The organism is Duganella kummerowiae (genome assembly GCF_053572355.1).
The window spans coordinates 1-15,867 of the sequence record NZ_JBKFEH010000011.1 but is presented as its reverse complement, the minus strand read 5'-3'; the positions used below and the strand labels follow the sequence as shown (position 1 = coordinate 15,867).

The 15,867-nt window shown below is 65.9% G+C and carries 10 protein-coding genes, 1 tRNA gene, 1 rRNA gene and 1 pseudogene; 9 read left to right on the top strand and 4 right to left on the bottom strand.

The genetic code is table 11. The features are described from left to right. The first annotated feature begins 44 nt into the window (after positions 1–44). The 7 genes and pseudogenes from hutC to ACLB1G_RS16065 all read left to right on the top strand — a co-directional run bounded on the left by hutC (position 45) and on the right by ACLB1G_RS16065 (position 9,062). Positions 45–806, top strand: coding sequence for a histidine utilization transcriptional repressor HutC (hutC, locus tag ACLB1G_RS16095; protein WP_491628241.1), 762 nt, complete (start codon positions 45–47; stop codon positions 804–806). A 264-nt stretch (positions 807–1,070) separates the two neighbouring features. Further along, positions 1,071–1,655, top strand: a pseudogene (locus tag ACLB1G_RS16090) (ABC transporter substrate-binding protein); the annotation flags it as partial. A 373-nt stretch (positions 1,656–2,028) separates the two neighbouring features. Further along, positions 2,029–4,884, top strand: coding sequence for an ATP-binding protein (locus ACLB1G_RS16085; protein ID WP_491628240.1), 2,856 nt, complete (start codon positions 2,029–2,031; stop codon positions 4,882–4,884). A gap of 217 nt (positions 4,885–5,101) precedes the next feature. After that, positions 5,102–5,428 carry a thioredoxin TrxA gene (gene trxA, locus ACLB1G_RS16080; protein ID WP_491628239.1) on the top strand — a complete coding sequence of 109 codons (327 nt, stop codon included), beginning with the start codon at positions 5,102–5,104 and terminating at the stop codon, positions 5,426–5,428. 135 nt (positions 5,429–5,563) lie between these two features. After that, positions 5,564–6,826, top strand: a complete 1,263-nt coding sequence (gene rho / locus ACLB1G_RS16075; RefSeq protein WP_491628238.1) for a transcription termination factor Rho — start codon at positions 5,564–5,566, stop codon at positions 6,824–6,826. 156 nt (positions 6,827–6,982) lie between these two features. Beyond that, complete coding sequence (locus ACLB1G_RS16070; protein ID WP_491628237.1) at positions 6,983–7,252, top strand: type B 50S ribosomal protein L31; 270 nt, start codon at positions 6,983–6,985, stop codon at positions 7,250–7,252. A 79-nt stretch (positions 7,253–7,331) separates the two neighbouring features. After that, positions 7,332–9,062: an ArnT family glycosyltransferase gene (locus ACLB1G_RS16065; protein WP_491628236.1), complete on the top strand. Its 1,731-nt coding sequence runs from the start codon at positions 7,332–7,334 to the stop codon at positions 9,060–9,062. Positions 9,063–9,256: 194 nt separating this feature from the next. Here ACLB1G_RS16065 and ACLB1G_RS16060 read toward each other — a convergent pair whose 3' ends face one another. Beyond that, on the bottom strand, positions 9,257–9,679 hold the full coding sequence (locus tag ACLB1G_RS16060; RefSeq protein ID WP_491628235.1) for a hypothetical protein: 423 nt from the start codon (positions 9,677–9,679) through the stop codon (positions 9,257–9,259). Between the two features lie 397 nt (positions 9,680–10,076). Here ACLB1G_RS16060 and ACLB1G_RS16055 point away from each other — a divergent pair, with 397 nt between their 5' ends. Next, on the top strand, positions 10,077–11,996 hold the full coding sequence (locus ACLB1G_RS16055; protein ID WP_491628234.1) for an AAA family ATPase: 1,920 nt from the start codon (positions 10,077–10,079) through the stop codon (positions 11,994–11,996). Positions 11,997–12,001: 5 nt separating this feature from the next. Here ACLB1G_RS16055 and ACLB1G_RS16050 read toward each other — a convergent pair whose 3' ends face one another. Further along, the gene (locus ACLB1G_RS16050) at positions 12,002–13,075 is read right to left on the bottom strand and encodes a M23 family metallopeptidase (RefSeq protein ID WP_491628233.1); all 1,074 of its coding nucleotides are present in this window, start codon (positions 13,073–13,075) and stop codon (positions 12,002–12,004) included. Between the two features lie 328 nt (positions 13,076–13,403). Then, complete coding sequence (locus tag ACLB1G_RS16045; protein ID WP_491628232.1) at positions 13,404–15,365, bottom strand: APC family permease; 1,962 nt, start codon at positions 15,363–15,365, stop codon at positions 13,404–13,406. Between the two features lie 103 nt (positions 15,366–15,468). Here ACLB1G_RS16045 and ACLB1G_RS16040 point away from each other — a divergent pair. Continuing rightward, positions 15,469–15,553: transfer RNA gene (locus ACLB1G_RS16040), tRNA-Leu, on the top strand. Positions 15,554–15,739: 186 nt separating this feature from the next. Here ACLB1G_RS16040 and rrf read toward each other — a convergent pair. After that, a 5S ribosomal RNA gene (rrf, locus tag ACLB1G_RS16035) occupies positions 15,740–15,852 on the bottom strand. Positions 15,853–15,867: the final 15 nt, after the last annotated feature.

Genomic DNA, 15,867 nt, shown 5'->3' with positions numbered 1-15,867 from the left:
TCAAATTGTAGCTGCGCTGCAAGCCTCCGGGGAGCAATGCTAGAATGACAGCAGCTGCCCGCCCGTGGCATCCCCGGAGAAGCCGTTTGGACGAACTCGCACCACCAGAGCATACCCCCATATTCCAGCGCATCAAGGACTATCTGCTGGGCCAGATCGCCGCCGGCACCTGGAAGGAAGGCGACATGATCCCGTCCGAGCAAGCCCTGGTCAAGCAGTTCGGGGTCTCGCGCATGACGGTCAACCGCGCCGTGCGCGAGCTCACCGCCGAGCAGGTGCTGACCCGGCGCCAGGGTTCCGGCACCTTCGTGGCGCAGCAAAAATACCAAGCCACCCTGCTGGAAATCCGCAACATCGCCGACGAGGTGCGCGCCCGCGGCCACGCCCACCGCAGCCATTTGCAGCTGCTGGAGCGCGGCAAGGCCAGCGAGCTGCTGGCCAAGCAGTTCGGGCTGCCGGCCGGACACCAGCTGTACCACTCCGTCATCGTCCACTTCGAGAACGGCGTGCCGATCCAGGTCGAGGACCGCTGGGTCAATCCGCTGTGCGCACCAGAGTACATGGAGCAGGATTTCAACGCCATCACGCCCAATGAATACCTGATGCGCGCCGCCCCGCTGCAGGGCGCCAGCTACAGCATCGAGGCGCTGGCGGCGCCGCGCGAGATCGCCGCCATGCTGGCCATCGACCCGCGCCAGGCCTGCCTGGTGCTCAAGCGCCAGACCCATTCGGCCGGCCAGGTGGCCACCATTGCCACCATGTGGCATCCGGGCCATCGCTACCAGTTCGCGGGCAGCTTCAGCTAAAAAGACCTTTCAACATGACCATGGCTAGCCACGCTCATGTTGAAACGTCCTCCAATCGGCTTGCACGTTGCAAGCGGCATGGTGTTTGTGGCGCATCAAATACTTTTTTCGGGGCCGGATCGGTGTCCGCGCGTGGTGCTATAGTTGCCCGACTAACACCCGAGGTCCACCTTGCAGCCACGTCCAGTCCGCCATCCGCGCCTTGCCATACCGCTCCTGCTGGCGGCCGGCCTGGCCTGCGCGCCCGCCGCCGCCCTGGAAAAGGTGGCGGTGCTGCTGAAATGGCAGCACCAGTTCCAGTTCGCCGGTTTCTACGCGGCCCAGGACCAGGGCTATTACCGCCAGGCCGGGCTGGAGGTGACCCTGCTGGAGCCGGCCAGCGGCAGCGACCCGGTGCAGGCCGTGGTGGATGGCCGCGCCCAGTACGGGGTCGGCAACAGCAGCCTTCTGCTGGACCGGGCGCGCGGGCGGCCCGTGGTGGTGCTGGCCAATGTGTTCCAGCATTCGGCTTCCGCGCTGCTGGTGCGGCTGGAGGCGGATGGCCAGCGCCGCCCCTGGCCCGGCAGCCGCGTCATGCTGGGACCGAACAACGGCGAGCTGCGCGCCCTACTGCACGAACTAGGCGTGGCGCCCGCCGCGCTCCAGATCCTGCCCCATACCTACCGCTACGAGGACCTGCTGGCCGGACGGGTAGATGCCATGGCGGTCTACACCACCGAGGCGCCCCACGCACTGGCCCACACCAGCCTGCGCTACGCGCTGCTGCACCCGCGCGACTACGGTATCGACTTCTATGGCGACACCCTGTACACCAGCGAGCGCGAACTGCGCCAGCACCCGGAGCGCGCCGCCGCCATGCGCGAGGCCACCCTGCGCGGCTGGCGCTACGCCATGGCGCACCAGGGCGAGATCGCCGACCTGATACGGGCCCGCTACCCCCAGCGCAAACCCCGCGAACAGCTGCTGGAAGAGGCTCGCCTGATCGCCCCGCTGCTGGAAGCCGGCTTGGTGGAACTGGGATACAGCAACCCGGAACGCTGGCGCGCCATCGCCCGCGTGTACGCTGAACAAGGCCAGCTGCCGGCTGCCTACACCCAGGACGGCGCCCTGCGCAGCTTCCTGTACCAGGCGCCCCGGCCGGCGCCGCTGCTGCGCTACGGCGCCGTGCTGGCCGTGCTGCTGGTGTTGGGGGCGGGCGCCCTGCTGTGGCGGCGCCGGGCCGGTGTTGCGCGGCGCGCCGCCTACCGAGATCCAGGCCGCCAGCTTCGCGCTGGAACTGTCCGGCGACGGCACCTGGGACTGGCGCCCGCCCGAGGGTCTGCTGCTGGTGTCGGACCGCTACGGCGCCATGCTGGGCTACGCTCCGGGCGAGTTCCGGCCCGGCCCGCAGCAGTGGCTGGAGCAGGTGCACCCGGACGACCGCGAACGGTTACGCCGCACCGTGGAATGCCATTTGCGCGACGGCGGCCCGCAGGACAGCTTCAGCGTCGACTACCGCATGCGGCGCAAGGATGGCGGCTGGACCTGGCTGCAGGGACGGGGGATGGCGGTCGAACGCGACCGCGCCGGGCGGCTGCTGCGCGCCACCGGCACCGTCAGTGACATCAGCGCCAGGGTCGGCAAGGAAAAGGCGCGCCTGCGCGCCGTGATGGAGGCGGCCCCGGACGCCATGCTGGCGCTCGAGCCGGACGGCAGGGTGTGGCACGCCAACCAGGCCGCCGTGCGCCTGTTCGGCTGCCAGCCGGCCAATGGCGGGCAGCCCGGCCAGCCTGGCGAACCCGGGCAGCCTGGCCGGGCGGCGGGCGGCGCCGGCCTGGCCGGCCGTAATTTGGCCAGCCTGCTGCCGGAGGTAACGCCGGCGGCGCGTCCTTCCCACGCCAGCGGCCTGCGCGCCGACGGCAGCCGCTTTCCGGCCAGCCTGCGCTGGGCCGAACTGCCGCTGCCGGGCCGCACCCTGACCGCCCTGTCGCTGCGTGACATGAGCCAGCGCCAGCGCGCCGAGGAAGACCTGCAGCAGTCGGCCCTGCGCCTGGCCTCCATCTTCAACGCGGTGCCGGCCGGCCTGCTGCTGCTGGACCCGGACGGCGCCATCCTGGAGAGCAACGCGGCGGCGGCGCGCATGCTGGGGCGGGACGGCGGCCCGCCTGCGCTGTGGGACGGGGTGCGCGAGGATGGGGCCGCCATCCATCCGTCGGCCCATCCGGTGCGGCTGGCCATGGCCACCGGCGCGGCCGTGCGCGACGCCGTGATCGGCGTGGCGCAGCCGGACGGCGCCCTGCTGTGGCTGTCGGTCAACGCCGAACCCATGCTGGACGAGCGCGGCGCCGTCAGCCTGGTGGCGGTCAGCCTGACCGACATCAGCTACCGCAAGCGCGACGAGGACGCCCTGCGCGAACTGAACGAGCACCTGGAGGAGCGGGTGGCCGAGCGCACTCGCCAGCTGGACCAGGCCAAGCAGCAGGCCGAGGAAGCCAGCCAGGCCAAGGGCCAGTTCCTGGCCAACATGAGCCACGAGATCCGCACCCCCATGAACGGCGTGATCGGCATGGCCTACCTGGCGCTCAAGACCGACCTCGATCCGCGCCAGCGCGACTACCTGGAAAAAATACGCTTCGCCGGTGAGCATCTCTTGGGCATCATCGACGACATCCTGGACATTTCCAAGATCGAGGCTGGCAAGCTGGACATCGAGGAAGTCGATTTCGCGCTCGACCATGTGATCCAGACCCTGACCACGGTGGTGGCGCCCAAGGCCGCCAGCCGCGAGCTGGAACTGGTGTTCGACCTGGCGCCCGACCTGCCGCCGGTGCTGCGCGGCGATCCGCTGCGCCTGGGCCAGGTGCTGATCAACTACACCAACAACGCCATCAAGTTCAGCGAGCGGGGCCGGATCGAGGTGCGGGTCCGGCGCGTGGTGGGCGACGCCAGCCACTGCGTGCTGCGCTTCGAGGTCACCGACCATGGCATCGGCTTGTCGGAAAGCGAGTTGGACAAGCTGTTCCAGTCCTTCCAGCAGGCCGACACCTCGACCACGCGTGAGCATGGCGGCACCGGCCTGGGCCTGTCCATCTGCAAGCAGCTGGCCCAGCTGATGGGTGGCGAGGTCGGGGTCCGCAGCCGGCCCGGCCAAGGCAGCACCTTCTGGTTCACGGCCCGCCTGGGGGTGTCGCGCACCACCGTGCCTGCCCTGCTGGACCGGGCCGGCGACGCCGCCGCCGAGCTGCTGGCCGCCGCCCGCAGCGCCGCCGCCATGACCGCCCTCAGGCAGGCCCGCATCCTGCTGGTGGAGGACAACGCCTTCAACCAGCAGATCGCGCTCGAGATGCTGGAGGAGGCCGGGGCCTCGGTGTGCCTGGCCGCCAACGGCCTGGAAGCGCTGGAACTGCTGCGCCAGGCCAGCTTCGACTGCGTGCTGATGGACGTGCAGATGCCGCTCATGGACGGCCTGGAGGCCACCCGCCGCATCCGCGCCGACGCCGCCCTGGCCGGGCTGCGGGTGCTGGCCATGACCGCCACCGCCACCAGCGAGGACCGGGCGCGCTGCCTGGAGGCCGGCATGGACGACTTCATTTCCAAGCCGATCCAGCCGGCCCTGATGTACCAGACCATCTGCAGCTGGCTGCCGCCGCGCACAATGGACGAGGCAGTGCGGGCCGAGGCAGTGCGGGCCGAGGCGGCGCCGCGCGCGCGCCAGCCGGCCTTCCGCGCCACCCTGGCCGGCGATCCGGAAGTGATCGACCTGTCCATCCTGGCCCAGCTGCTGGGCTACGATCCGGACAAGATACGCAAGTTCGCCTTCAAGTTCCTGCACACCACGCAGGAAGGCCTGGCCGGCATGGAGCGCGCGCTGGCGCGCGGCGAGCTGCAGGCGGCGCGCGAGCTGGGCCACCGCATCAAGTCTTCGGCCCGCACCGTCGGCGCGCTCGGCATGGCGCGCCTGTGCGAGCAGCTCGAGCACCTGCCGGAGGGGCCGCAGGCGGCGTCCCGGGCGGCCTCGCTGCTGGCGCGCCTGTGGCCACTGCTGGAGCGCGTTTCCGAGCACATCATGCTCAACACCACCTATGCCAGCGAGGATTGAATACAAAAGCCCGCATTTCCAAAAAATGGGGTATTATTTATGACAACCCCGCCTGCCGTCCTGTCTACAGCCAGGTCCTGACTCCCTTCCAGCACATTGAATTCACGGCCTCCGCCTCCATCTGCTGACCGTAGTCAGGCAACGCTGAGCGATTGCGGACAAGGAATGGCATAATCACCAGGCGTTATTAATTTCTATCCCTCACATTGAGGAAAACATGAGCGAAAATATCAAACACATTACCGATGCATCCTTCGATACCGACGTGCTGAAAGCCGACCGCCCCGTGCTGGTCGATTTCTGGGCCGAATGGTGCGGTCCCTGCAAGAGCATCGCCCCCATCCTGGAAGAAGTGGCCAAGGAATATGACGGCAAGCTGACCATCGCCAAGATGGACGTGGACTCCAACCAGGCCATCCCGGCCAAGTTCGGCATCCGCGGCATCCCGACCCTGATCCTGTTCAAGAACGGCGTGGCCGCCGCGCAGAAGGTCGGCGCCCTGGCCAAGGGCCAGCTGACGTCCTTCATCGACAGCAATATCTAAACCGCGCGCGCCCAACGCAACGTGGTTCTGGTACTATAGGCGGCGCTGCGCCCGCAGCACCGCCTGATTTTATAAAAATACAAGCCTCGTAGTTCCCTCCCCTACCTTTACTTTCCCGTCACGGGACACTCAGCTATGCATCTATCTGAACTGAAGGCCTTACACGTCTCCGCCCTGCTGGAGATGGCGATCGGCCTGGATATCGACAACGCGGCCCGCCTGCGCAAGCAGGAACTGATGTTCGCGATCCTGAAGAAGCGCGCCAAGTCCGGCGAACAAATCTTTGGCGACGGCGCCCTGGAAGTGCTGCCCGACGGCTTCGGCTTCCTGCGCTCGCCCGACGCCAGCTACATGGCGTCCACCGACGATATCTATATCTCGCCGTCGCAGATCCGCCGCTTCAACCTGCACACCGGCGACTCCATCGAAGGCGAGGTGCGCACCCCCAAGGATGGCGAACGCTATTTCGCCCTGGTCAAGGTAGACAAGGTCAACGGCGAATCGCCGGAAGCCTCGAAACACCGCATACTGTTTGAAAACCTGACGCCGCTGCACCCCAACGAGCCGCTGCGCCTGGAACGCGACATCAACGGCACCGAGAACATCACCGGCCGCATCATCGACCTGATCGCCCCCATCGGCAAAGGCCAGCGCGGCCTGCTGGTGGCCTCGCCCAAGTCCGGCAAGTCGGTCATGCTGCAGCACATCGCGCACGCCATCACGGCCAACCATCCGGACGTGACCCTGATCGTGCTGCTGATCGACGAGCGTCCCGAGGAAGTGACCGAGATGCAGCGTTCGGTGCGCGGCGAAGTGGTGGCCTCCACCTTCGACGAGCCGGCCACCCGCCACGTGCAGGTCGCCGAGATGGTGATGGAAAAAGCCAAGCGCCTGGTCGAGATGAAAAAGGACGTGGTGATCCTGCTGGACTCCATCACCCGCCTGGCGCGCGCCTACAACACCGTGATCCCGGCCTCCGGCAAGGTGCTGACCGGCGGTGTGGACGCCAATGCCCTGCAGCGTCCCAAGCGCTTCTTCGGCGCCGCCCGCAACGTGGAAGAAGGCGGTTCGCTGACCATCGTCGCCACCGCCCTGATCGAAACCGGCTCGCGCATGGATGACGTGATCTACGAGGAATTCAAGGGTACCGGCAACATGGAGGTGCACCTGGAGCGCCGCCTGGCCGAGAAGCGCGTCTACCCGGCCATCAACCTGAACAAGTCCGGCACCCGTCGCGAGGAATTGCTGATCAAGCCAGACCAGCTGCAGAAGATCTGGATACTGCGCAAGCTGCTGTACTCGATGGACGAGATCGAGGCGATGGAGTTCATCCTCGACAAGATGCGCGCTACGAAGACCAATACCGAGTTCTTCGACATGATGCGCAGGGGCGGCTAAAGGCGGCGGAAGGCGCGCCATTGCAGCCGCAGACGCTACAGTGTATAATCTGCGGTTGCACTATTTTCAACCACTGGCAAGTGGACAGTAATCGGGTCAAGAAGCAGCACAGACCGCCGAAGTATTGTTTGGCTACCAACCCAACCGAGGCTACAAATGAAAGCAGATACCCATCCGGATTACCGCGAAGTTGTGTTCCACGACCTGTCGTGCGACTTCAAGTTCGTCACCCGCTCCACCATCGCCACCCGCGAAACCATCACCCACGAAGGTAAAGAGTACCCGCTGGTGAAAATCGAGGTGTCGGCTGAATCGCACCCCTTCTACACCGGCAAGCACAAGATCGTCGACACCGCCGGCCGCGTGGAAAAATTCCGCCAGAAGTTCGGTTCCGTCGGTTCCAAGACTTCCGTCGCCGCAGGCTGATCTCCGCCGCGTCGCGAAAAAAGGCAGCTACGGCTGCCTTTTTTTCATTCATACTGCATTCTTTTTTCCGATGTCCCCGATGAAGCCAGTCCGTCTTCCCGCCGCCGCCACCCTGGCGCTGCCCCGCTGGGCCCTGTTCGCGCTCGGTTTGCTGTACATCCTGCCCGGCCTGATCGGGCGCGAACCGTGGAAGAATGACGATGCCGCCAGCTTCGGCATCATGTGGAGCATGGCGCACGGGACCTGGCAGGACTGGCTGCTGCCCAACGTGGCCGGGCTGGCCTGGCCGGAGGAAGGCCCGCTGGCCTTCTGGCTGGGCGCGCTGGGCATCAAGCTGTTCGGCTGGCTGCTGGGCGACGTGCTGGCGGCCCGCATCGGCACCATGGGCGCCTTCGTGCTGGGCGGACTGTCACTGTGGTACGCCACCTTCAGCCTGGGCCGGCGCCAGGACGCCCAGCCGCTGCGCCTGGCCTTTGGCGGTCAGCCGGAACCGGACAACTTCGGCCGCACCCTGGCCGATGCCGCCGTACTGATCTACCTGGGCTGCCTGGGCCTGCTGGCGCACAGCCACGAGACCACACCGGAAGCGCTGCAGGTGGCCCTGACCGCCCTGCTGCTGTACCGCGCCGTGCGCTACATGGAACTGCCGTCGGTGCGCAACGCCGCCCTGGCCGGGCTGGCCGTGGGGCTGCTGGCCCTGACCCGGGGCTGGGTCACGCCGGCCTTCCTGGTGCTGGCCCTGTTTGTCTGCACCCGCTTCCTGGAAATGCCGGCCGCGCGCAGCCTGGCGCACATGGGCCTGGCCCTGCTGGCGGGCGCCGCCATCGCCGCCCTGTGGCTGGCGCCGGCCATGCTGGCGCGACCCTATGGCCTGGATCCGGTGGCCGGCTGGCTGGACTGGAACCTGGGGCAGCTGGGACTGCCCGGCCCGGATTCCATCAAATTCTTCCTGCGGGTAGGCATCTGGTTCTTCTGGCCGGCCTGGCCCTTTGCCGGCTGGGCCGTGTGGGCTTGGCGCCGCCAGCGCCACGTGCTGCACATCGTGGTGCCGGTCACCTTCGTCACCATGAGCGCCCTGCTGGCGCTGTTCCATCCTTCCCCCGAGCAGGGCCAGCTGCTGGTACTGCTGCCGCCGCTGGCCATCATGGCGGCCTTCGGCCTGCTGACCATGAAGCGCGGCGCCATCAACGCCATCGACTGGTTCTCGGTCATGGTGCTGACCCTGGGCGCGGCCATCATCTGGATCTTCTGGTTCGCCAAGCTGACCGGCTGGCCGCCCAAGGCCGCCAGGAACGCGCTCAAGCTGGTGCCCGGCTTCACGCCCGAGCTGGGCCTGGTGGCGCTGCTGGTGGCGGCCGCCGCCACGGCCGGCTGGATCGCCCTGGTGCACTGGCGCCTGTCGCGCCAGCCCTCGGTGCTGTGGCGCGCCGTGGTGCTGTCGTCGGGGGGATTGATACTGATCTGGATCCTGCTGATGACCCTGTTCCTACCGGAAGTCAATTACAGCAAGAGCTATGCGGCCGTGGCGCGCCAGATTGCGGACAAGCTGCCGCCCGGGGTACGCTGCATAGAAACCAATGTCGGCCCGGCCCAGCGCGCCTCGTTTGCCTATTATGGCGGCTTGCCGTTCACCAGCCCGGCCGGCGGGCGCTGCGAACTGCTGTTGCTGCAGGATAGCTTGAGGGTGCGCGATGAGCGCGAGATCCGCCCCGACTACCGGGGCGGCCAGTGGCAGCTGCTGTGGGAGGGCCGGCGCGCTTCCGACCGAGAGGAAAGGTTCCGCCTGTACCGGCGCGCTAATCAGGAATGAGGCTGCCCCAAGCCCGTCCAAACCAGGCAGGGCCAGGCCCGGCGACGAAGGCAGTGCTGATGCACGGCGGGAGCAGCTACGACGCCATGCCCGACCTAAGCCCGTTCAAACTGGGCAGGGCTAGGCGCGGCGACGAAGGCAGTGCTGATGCACGGCGAGGAGCCGCAACGACGCCATGGCCGGTTTGAACGGGCTTAACGGCGGGCCATCATGATGGTGTTGGCAGGCAGCTTGGCGGCCAGGCGGTTGGGCAGGCGCTCGAAGTTGCTCACGCCTACGGTGCTGCCCTCGTCGCGGAAGGCGATGCGGGCGCCGCTGCTGGTGACGAAGGTGCTGGCGTCCACCGGGAAGATTTCCACGCGGTTGTAGGCCATGTTCTTGCTGCGCAGCTGGGCGAAATAGCGGCCGGAATCTTCGGTGAATTCCACCACCTGGCCATTTTCCAGGCGGTAGGAATAGGCATAGTCGAGGAACTCGGCCTTGGTCATGTCATAGCCGGGGGCGCGCTTGATCTGCACGCTGCCCTGGATGGGTTCGTTGGCGCTTTGCGGCGCGGCATGGGCGCCGGCGGCGATGGCGGACAGGGCGAAGACGGCGGCGATCAGGGACTTTTGCATGATGGGCTCCAATGGAATAGGGTGTCGTTTAAGTGGTAGTCGCCCCGCTGTGTGGGTTCGTTTGCAGCGGCAGGCATGGCTAGATTAGCATCCACGCCTGGCAACTCCAGCGGCTTGCGACGGGCCGCAGATATGCGGGGGCCAAGCGCGCAAAATGCGCGACGGGCTGCAAAAACAGGCGACAGGCGGCGATTTGCTTGCCAGGCTATCCATAAGCTGTTGCGTTCGGCTGTTTTTTTCCACCCAAAACGTCACAAACGGCCGCCAAGGCGCTATAGTTTTACCTGTCTTTATTGCCGTACAGCACTGTGTATGGCAGTCCCTTAGGTGGCTGCGGCTGCCGCGCCCCACCCTCGCGCCCTGGCCCGCACCGATGTCGTTTCCGTCGGATCACATCATGTTCAATCTGTACAAAATTCAAGTCGCCCTGCGCAACAACTATGTGCGCCTGGCGCTGTTATTGCTGTTCACGGCAGGCGTGCTGGTATTCAACTGGCGCAGCGACGTGGCGCAGGACCCGGCACCGCTGCTGCGTTCGCAGGACATTTCCCAGATCACGGCCCTGGCCCAGCAGCGCGACAAGCTGGAGTACCTGGTGATCGCCGGGCCGCTGACGGAAACGCCGCGCTACATCTTCAAGTACAAGAATGCCCCCTCCCTGCACGTGGTCAAGGTGCCCAGCACCTCGCACCTGAGCCTGGAACGCGAAGTGCTGCTGCGCAACGGCATTCCCTACGCCATCGCCCGCGACGATTTCCTGGCCGCCCACAAGGCCGCCCTGCAGGACGAGGACGCCGGCGCGCTGTCCGGCGCGGCCGGTTTCCTGCGCCGCCACGCCTTCGATATCCTGCTGGTGGGCCTGGTGCTGTTCGTATTGAAATTCGGCATCCCAGGCACGGGAGTGGCGGCCAGCGTGCTGACGCCGGACCAGCTGCAGGGCAGCATGGACGACCTGATCGGCATGGAAGACATCAAGCAGGAAGTGCTGCACCTGGAAGACATGATACGCAACCGTGCCCTGTACAAGGAGCACGACATCGACAAGCCCTTCAACGTCATGTTGACCGGCCCGGCCGGCACCGGCAAGACCAAGCTGGCCGGCTACCTGGCCAAGCGGCTCGACATCCCGCTGATCCAGGCCTCGGCCTCGGCGTTGGAATCGGGCTACATCGGCGGCGGCTCCAAGGCCCTGCACGCCCTGCACCGCAAGGCCAGCGCACGCGGCAGTTGCATCATCTTCCTGGACGAGGCCCAGGGCCTGTTCATGCCGCGCGGCCGTGGTGAAAAGAAATGGGAAGACGACACCGCCAATACCCTGCTGGGCCTGCTGGACGGGGTGCGCAGCGACCAGGCCGCGGGCGTGATCTGGGTGGTGGCCTCCAACTTCGACGACGCCAACTCGCAGATGGATGAAGCCATGCTGCGCCGCTTCTCGGTCAAGATCAATTTCCGCCTGCCCAACAAGAGCGAGCGCCGCGAACTGGTGCGCGCCTTCCTGGCCCGCAAGGCCGAGGGTTGCGTGGACTGGGAGCACCTGAACCTGGAGCAGATCGCCGACATCACGGCCAACCTCAGCCCGGCGCTGCTGCAGACCGTGGTGGAGCGCGCCAGCATGCTGGCCATCCAGGAAAAATGCATGATCGACACGGCCCTCATGTTCCGCGCCTTCGAACGCGCCACCATCGGCCTGACCGACCGCGCCACCACGGCCGAGAAGCAGCGCCAACGCGAACGCGTGGCCCTGCACGAGCTGGGCCACTTCTTCATGCAGATCGATCCCTGGCTGCGCCAAGGGCTGAGCCTGGCCGAGGTCAAGGAACGCTCGCCGCTGCTCAAGATCAGTACCGAGTCGGTATCCAAGCTGGGTGCGCTCGGCTATGTGCTGTCGGCCGCCGACGACGTTGCCCTGCGCACGCTGGAGGAACTGGAGCGCGAAGTGATACAGCTGTACGGCGGCGTCGCGGCCGAGGAACTGTTCTACGGCGCGCGCGGCATTTCCGTGGGCAGCCAGAACGACATCGAGAAGGCCACCAGCCTGCTCGACACCATGGTCAACCGCCTGTCCATGTATTCGCGCTCCAAGCTCGACTACAGCCGCTTCAAGTCGGACGCCGGCGGCGAGCGCACCCTGGCCCAAGTGGAAGCCAAGGCCGACGAGCTGTACAGCTACACGCTGGCTTCCATCGCCGACTACCGTGAACTGATCGTGTCCCTGCGCGACGTGCTGCTGGAACGCTACGTGCTGTCCAAGGACGAGATGTTCGAGCTGCTGGAGCAGCGCATGCAGCCGGATTGCGTGCCGCAGTTGGTGGCCTGATCCTGCTACGGCTGGCTGAAGTCGATCACCGAACCATCGAGCGGAAATTCCCGGGATCGCTGCTCCCATTTGCCGGGCGCCACCTGGATACGGAAGCGCTCTATCACGTAGGGCAAGCCTTCGCTGGCCATGAAGTCCGGCGTGCTGGCCACCTGGAAGTGCAGATGCGGCTGGCGCGCGTCGCCGGAATTGCCGGCCCGCGCCATCGCCTGCCCTCGCCGCACGCGCTGCCCGGCCTGCACCAGCACGCTGCCCGGCTGCAAGTGGGCGTACTGGGCGTAACGCCCCTGGCCCAGATCGATGACGATGAAATTGCCCGCCAGGTTGTCCATGGTGGGTGGCACGGCCGGTGTGAAGCCGGCCGGGGTGCGGGGAATATTGTCGGGCATGCCGTCGCGCGCGGCCACCACCACACCGTCCGCCACGGCCAGCACGGTCTTGCCGTAGGCGTGATAGGAGCGCACATCGCGCGCATCACCGCTGTAGCTGGCGCCATCGCGGTACTGCTTCCAGTCCAGCGCAAAGCGGCGCGACAGCTGCGCCAGCCCGCCCGCGACAAATACGCCGCTGCGGTGGTGCGATTGCAGGCTGGGGCCGTTGTCGGCAGTCCATCCCTCGCCTTCCAGCGGAGGGCCCAGCACTGGCGGGACGGCGCTGTCCACGACCAGCACCGGACCGTCGGCATATGCCCCACCCAGCAGCATGCGATGGCCCAGGCGCGCCGGTACGGGCGTGTCCTGGAACGCCAGGCACAGCAAGGCTACCGCGCCCTGGCCGCCGCCCAGCTGCAAGCCTGCCTGCCGGGGGCCAGCCAGCTGCAGCACTCGCTTGAGCGCCGCGCCGCGCAGCGCCTGGATGACGTGGCCATCCGCGATCACATCGAGCCCATACAAGGCCAGCGGCTCGTCGGTAAAGTTACGCAAATGCAGCTCATACACCAGATAGCTGCGGCCGGCGCTGCGGAAGGCGGTGGGCGGCACTGGCGTGCGCACTTCCAGCTGTACGGGAGGAAACACGGGCGGCTGCACCACGTCGGCGGATGGCGCCTGCGGCGCCGCCACCTGGCAGCCCTCCGGCATCGGCAGGTCACGTGCCGTTTGCGCCCACGCCCCACCGCCCAAGCTGCAGCCCAACAACACCGCGACTCGCCATTTGATCGCCATCCCCCTGCTCCCGTTCAGGTAAAGATGGCTATGTTATACGGTAGGGCGAACGCAAAGATGACTCACATGGATGATTTCCTGCCATGTAGCATGGCCGCTATATTGCCGGCACTATTTGACAGCAGACCTGCTGGACCTGGAAGCGCGCAAGGCCAAGCGCGTCGAGACCGTACCTGAATACGTCATCGAAGATGCGCTTGCGAGACTGCGCGCGATCACGGATTTGCACAAAAGCTGCCGTGGCCTAGACCTTCATCGGCAATATCACCATCTGCAATCCCTCCAGGTGCAAACGCCGCTGCACCGCCAGCGCGGCCTGGTTGTGCAGCAAGCGCGTCATCCAGTTATCGGACGCGAAGATCAGCTTGCTGGTGAAGAAAATCGCGTTCGGGAATTCCTCGCTGATCTGTTCGCACAAGCGCGTCACCTCTTCCACCGCGTCGGTGCCGAAGCCAATGTAGGACGAGGCCGCCATCCCGTGGCTATGGCAGAAGTCGACAAAGAATTCCAGCGTGCGCGCCGCGTCCTCGCGCATCTGCTCCATCGCGCCCTCGCCGCCGTAGGCGTGCGCATCCACCGTGCGCGCCGCCACGAACAGGAAGTTCTTGAAGTGGTTGGGGAACATGCGCAGCACCCACAGCAGCGCATGCAGGCCGCCGCCACGCGAGGTGCCGACGATGAACACGGCGGTCTGCTGGTGCGGATCGGGCGCGATCTCACCTTGGTGGCCGCCGAACGGCTGCTGCGAAAACACCTCGTCCACGGAATGGATGGCCTGCTTGGTCTCGCGGTAGTGCTTGCGTATCCACATGCACAGCGCGGCAATCGCCGCGATGATGACCACGGTGGCCCAGCCGCCCTGGGTGAAGCGCTCCACCAACAGCACCACCAGGATGCCGGCGCAGATCACGAAACCTAGCGCCGACAGCAACAGGCGCCGCTTCCAGTGCGCCCCCTTCCTGCGGTTGCGCGACCAGTACAGGCACAGGCCAAACAGGGAAATGGCGAAGGTCAGGAATACCGAGATCGAATACAGCACCACCAGCAGGGTGACGCTGCCGCCGGTCCAGACCAGGATGGCCAGCGCCGCCAGCCCCATCACCAGAATGCCGTTCTGCGTGACCAGCCGCGTCGACAGGTAGCGGAACTTGTGCGGCACCCAGGAATCGGCCGCCATGTTGGACAGCACCGACGGCCCGCCCAAAAAGCCCGTATTGGCCGCCACGAACAGCAGCCCGGCCTCGAAGGCCAGCACGATGGCCAGCAGCAGCTGGTTGAGCACAGGCCCGCCCAGTCCCATGCTGGCAATGATGGTCTTGAAGGCGGTGGCGTTGAGGGTCTCGCCCGGTACCGGTCGCGCATCCCACAGCAGGTACAGGAGGATGATACCGCCCGCCGTCACCGCCAGCGACAGCGCCATGTACAGCATGGTCATCTTGCCGGTGCGCACGCGCGGCTCGGCCAGCAGATTGACGTTGTTGGACACCGCTTCCAACCCGGTGTAGGTGCCGCCGCCCTGCGAATAGGCCAGCAGCAGCATCCCGGCCACGCCGGCCCAGCCGATCTGGCCGGCCAGGTTGCCGGTCTCGGCCAGGGTGTTGGGCAGCAGGGCCGGCAGATGGTCGGCGTGGGCCACGATGCCGTACACGATCAGGACCAGGTGGGTGGCAACAAACCCCAGGAAGATCGGCAGCAGGATCTGGATCGCCTCCTTCAGGCCGCGCAAATTCATCACGATCAGCAGCCCGATGAAGCACATCTCTGCCTGCAGCTTGTAGGGCTGGAAGCCGAGCGGCAGGAAGGACGCCAGCGCGTCCACCCCGGAAGCAACGGAGATGGCAACGGTCAGCACATAGTCGAGGATCAGGGCGCAGCCCGAGATCAGCCCCATGTAGGGCCCCACTAGCTTGGTGGCGACACGGTAGCCGCCGCCCCCGGTGGGGAACAGTTCGATCACCTGGTTGTAGGCCAGCGCGATCACGAACACGGTGACGGCGGTGGCGATTGCCATGTACAGACCCAAATGGGTGTGGGCGCCCAGCGCGCGGAAGGTCTCCTCTGGCCCGTAGGCGGAAGAGGACAGGCCATCCGCGCCCAGCCCGACCCAGGCCAGGAAGGCCACCAGCGCCATCGAATGCCGGGTTTCGCTGCGCAGCGGATCGAGCGGCTTGCCCAGGATAATTTCGCGTATCTTGGAATTATTCATGCGCTGATGATACCCGCCCCGCACCGGGCACAAAAGCTTGTACAAATATAAATCCAGCAGGGTTGCGGCCTGGTTGCAAATCAGTGATAATGCTGGACGCGTCGCCTCGGTGGTGGAATTGGTAGACGCAGCGGACTCAAAATCCGCCGCCGCAAGGCGTGCCGGTTCGATTCCGGCCCGAGGCACCATGAATACAAATCAGCTTGTTTCATTCAAGCTCAAAAACCCGCATGCCGCATAGGCAGAGCGGGTTTTTTGCTTTGGTGCGTAGCGACGCACTTACGATTTTCGCTCCAAAACGCAAAAAACCCCTCCTCTGCACTGAGCGCGATCTTGAGCGCGTTCAGGCTGAGGAGGGGTTTTTCTAATAACTAGCCTGACGATAACCTACTTTCACACTGGTTGCAGCACTATCATCGGCGCAAAGTCGTTTCACGGTCCTGTTCGGGATGGGAAGGGGTGGGACCGACTTGCTATGGTCATCAGGCATTGACTTGTACGC

Bases quoted from the DNA above. Each gene is read 5' to 3' on its own strand.
- rho (WP_491628238.1), top strand. From the start codon at position 5,564: ATGCATCTATCTGAACTGAAGGCCTTACACGTCTCCGCCCTGCTGGAG.
- hutC (WP_491628241.1), top strand. From the start codon at position 45: ATGACAGCAGCTGCCCGCCCGTGGCATCCCCGGAGAAGCCGTTTGGAC.
- ACLB1G_RS16070 (WP_491628237.1), top strand. From the start codon at position 6,983: ATGAAAGCAGATACCCATCCGGATTACCGCGAAGTTGTGTTCCACGAC.
- ACLB1G_RS16060 (WP_491628235.1), bottom strand. From the start codon at position 9,679: ATGCAAAAGTCCCTGATCGCCGCCGTCTTCGCCCTGTCCGCCATCGCC.
- ACLB1G_RS16050 (WP_491628233.1), bottom strand. From the start codon at position 13,075: ATGCCGGAGGGCTGCCAGGTGGCGGCGCCGCAGGCGCCATCCGCCGAC.
- ACLB1G_RS16055 (WP_491628234.1), top strand. From the start codon at position 10,077: ATGTTCAATCTGTACAAAATTCAAGTCGCCCTGCGCAACAACTATGTG.
- ACLB1G_RS16065 (WP_491628236.1), top strand. From the start codon at position 7,332: ATGAAGCCAGTCCGTCTTCCCGCCGCCGCCACCCTGGCGCTGCCCCGC.
- trxA (WP_491628239.1), top strand. From the start codon at position 5,102: ATGAGCGAAAATATCAAACACATTACCGATGCATCCTTCGATACCGAC.
- ACLB1G_RS16045 (WP_491628232.1), bottom strand. From the start codon at position 15,365: ATGAATAATTCCAAGATACGCGAAATTATCCTGGGCAAGCCGCTCGAT.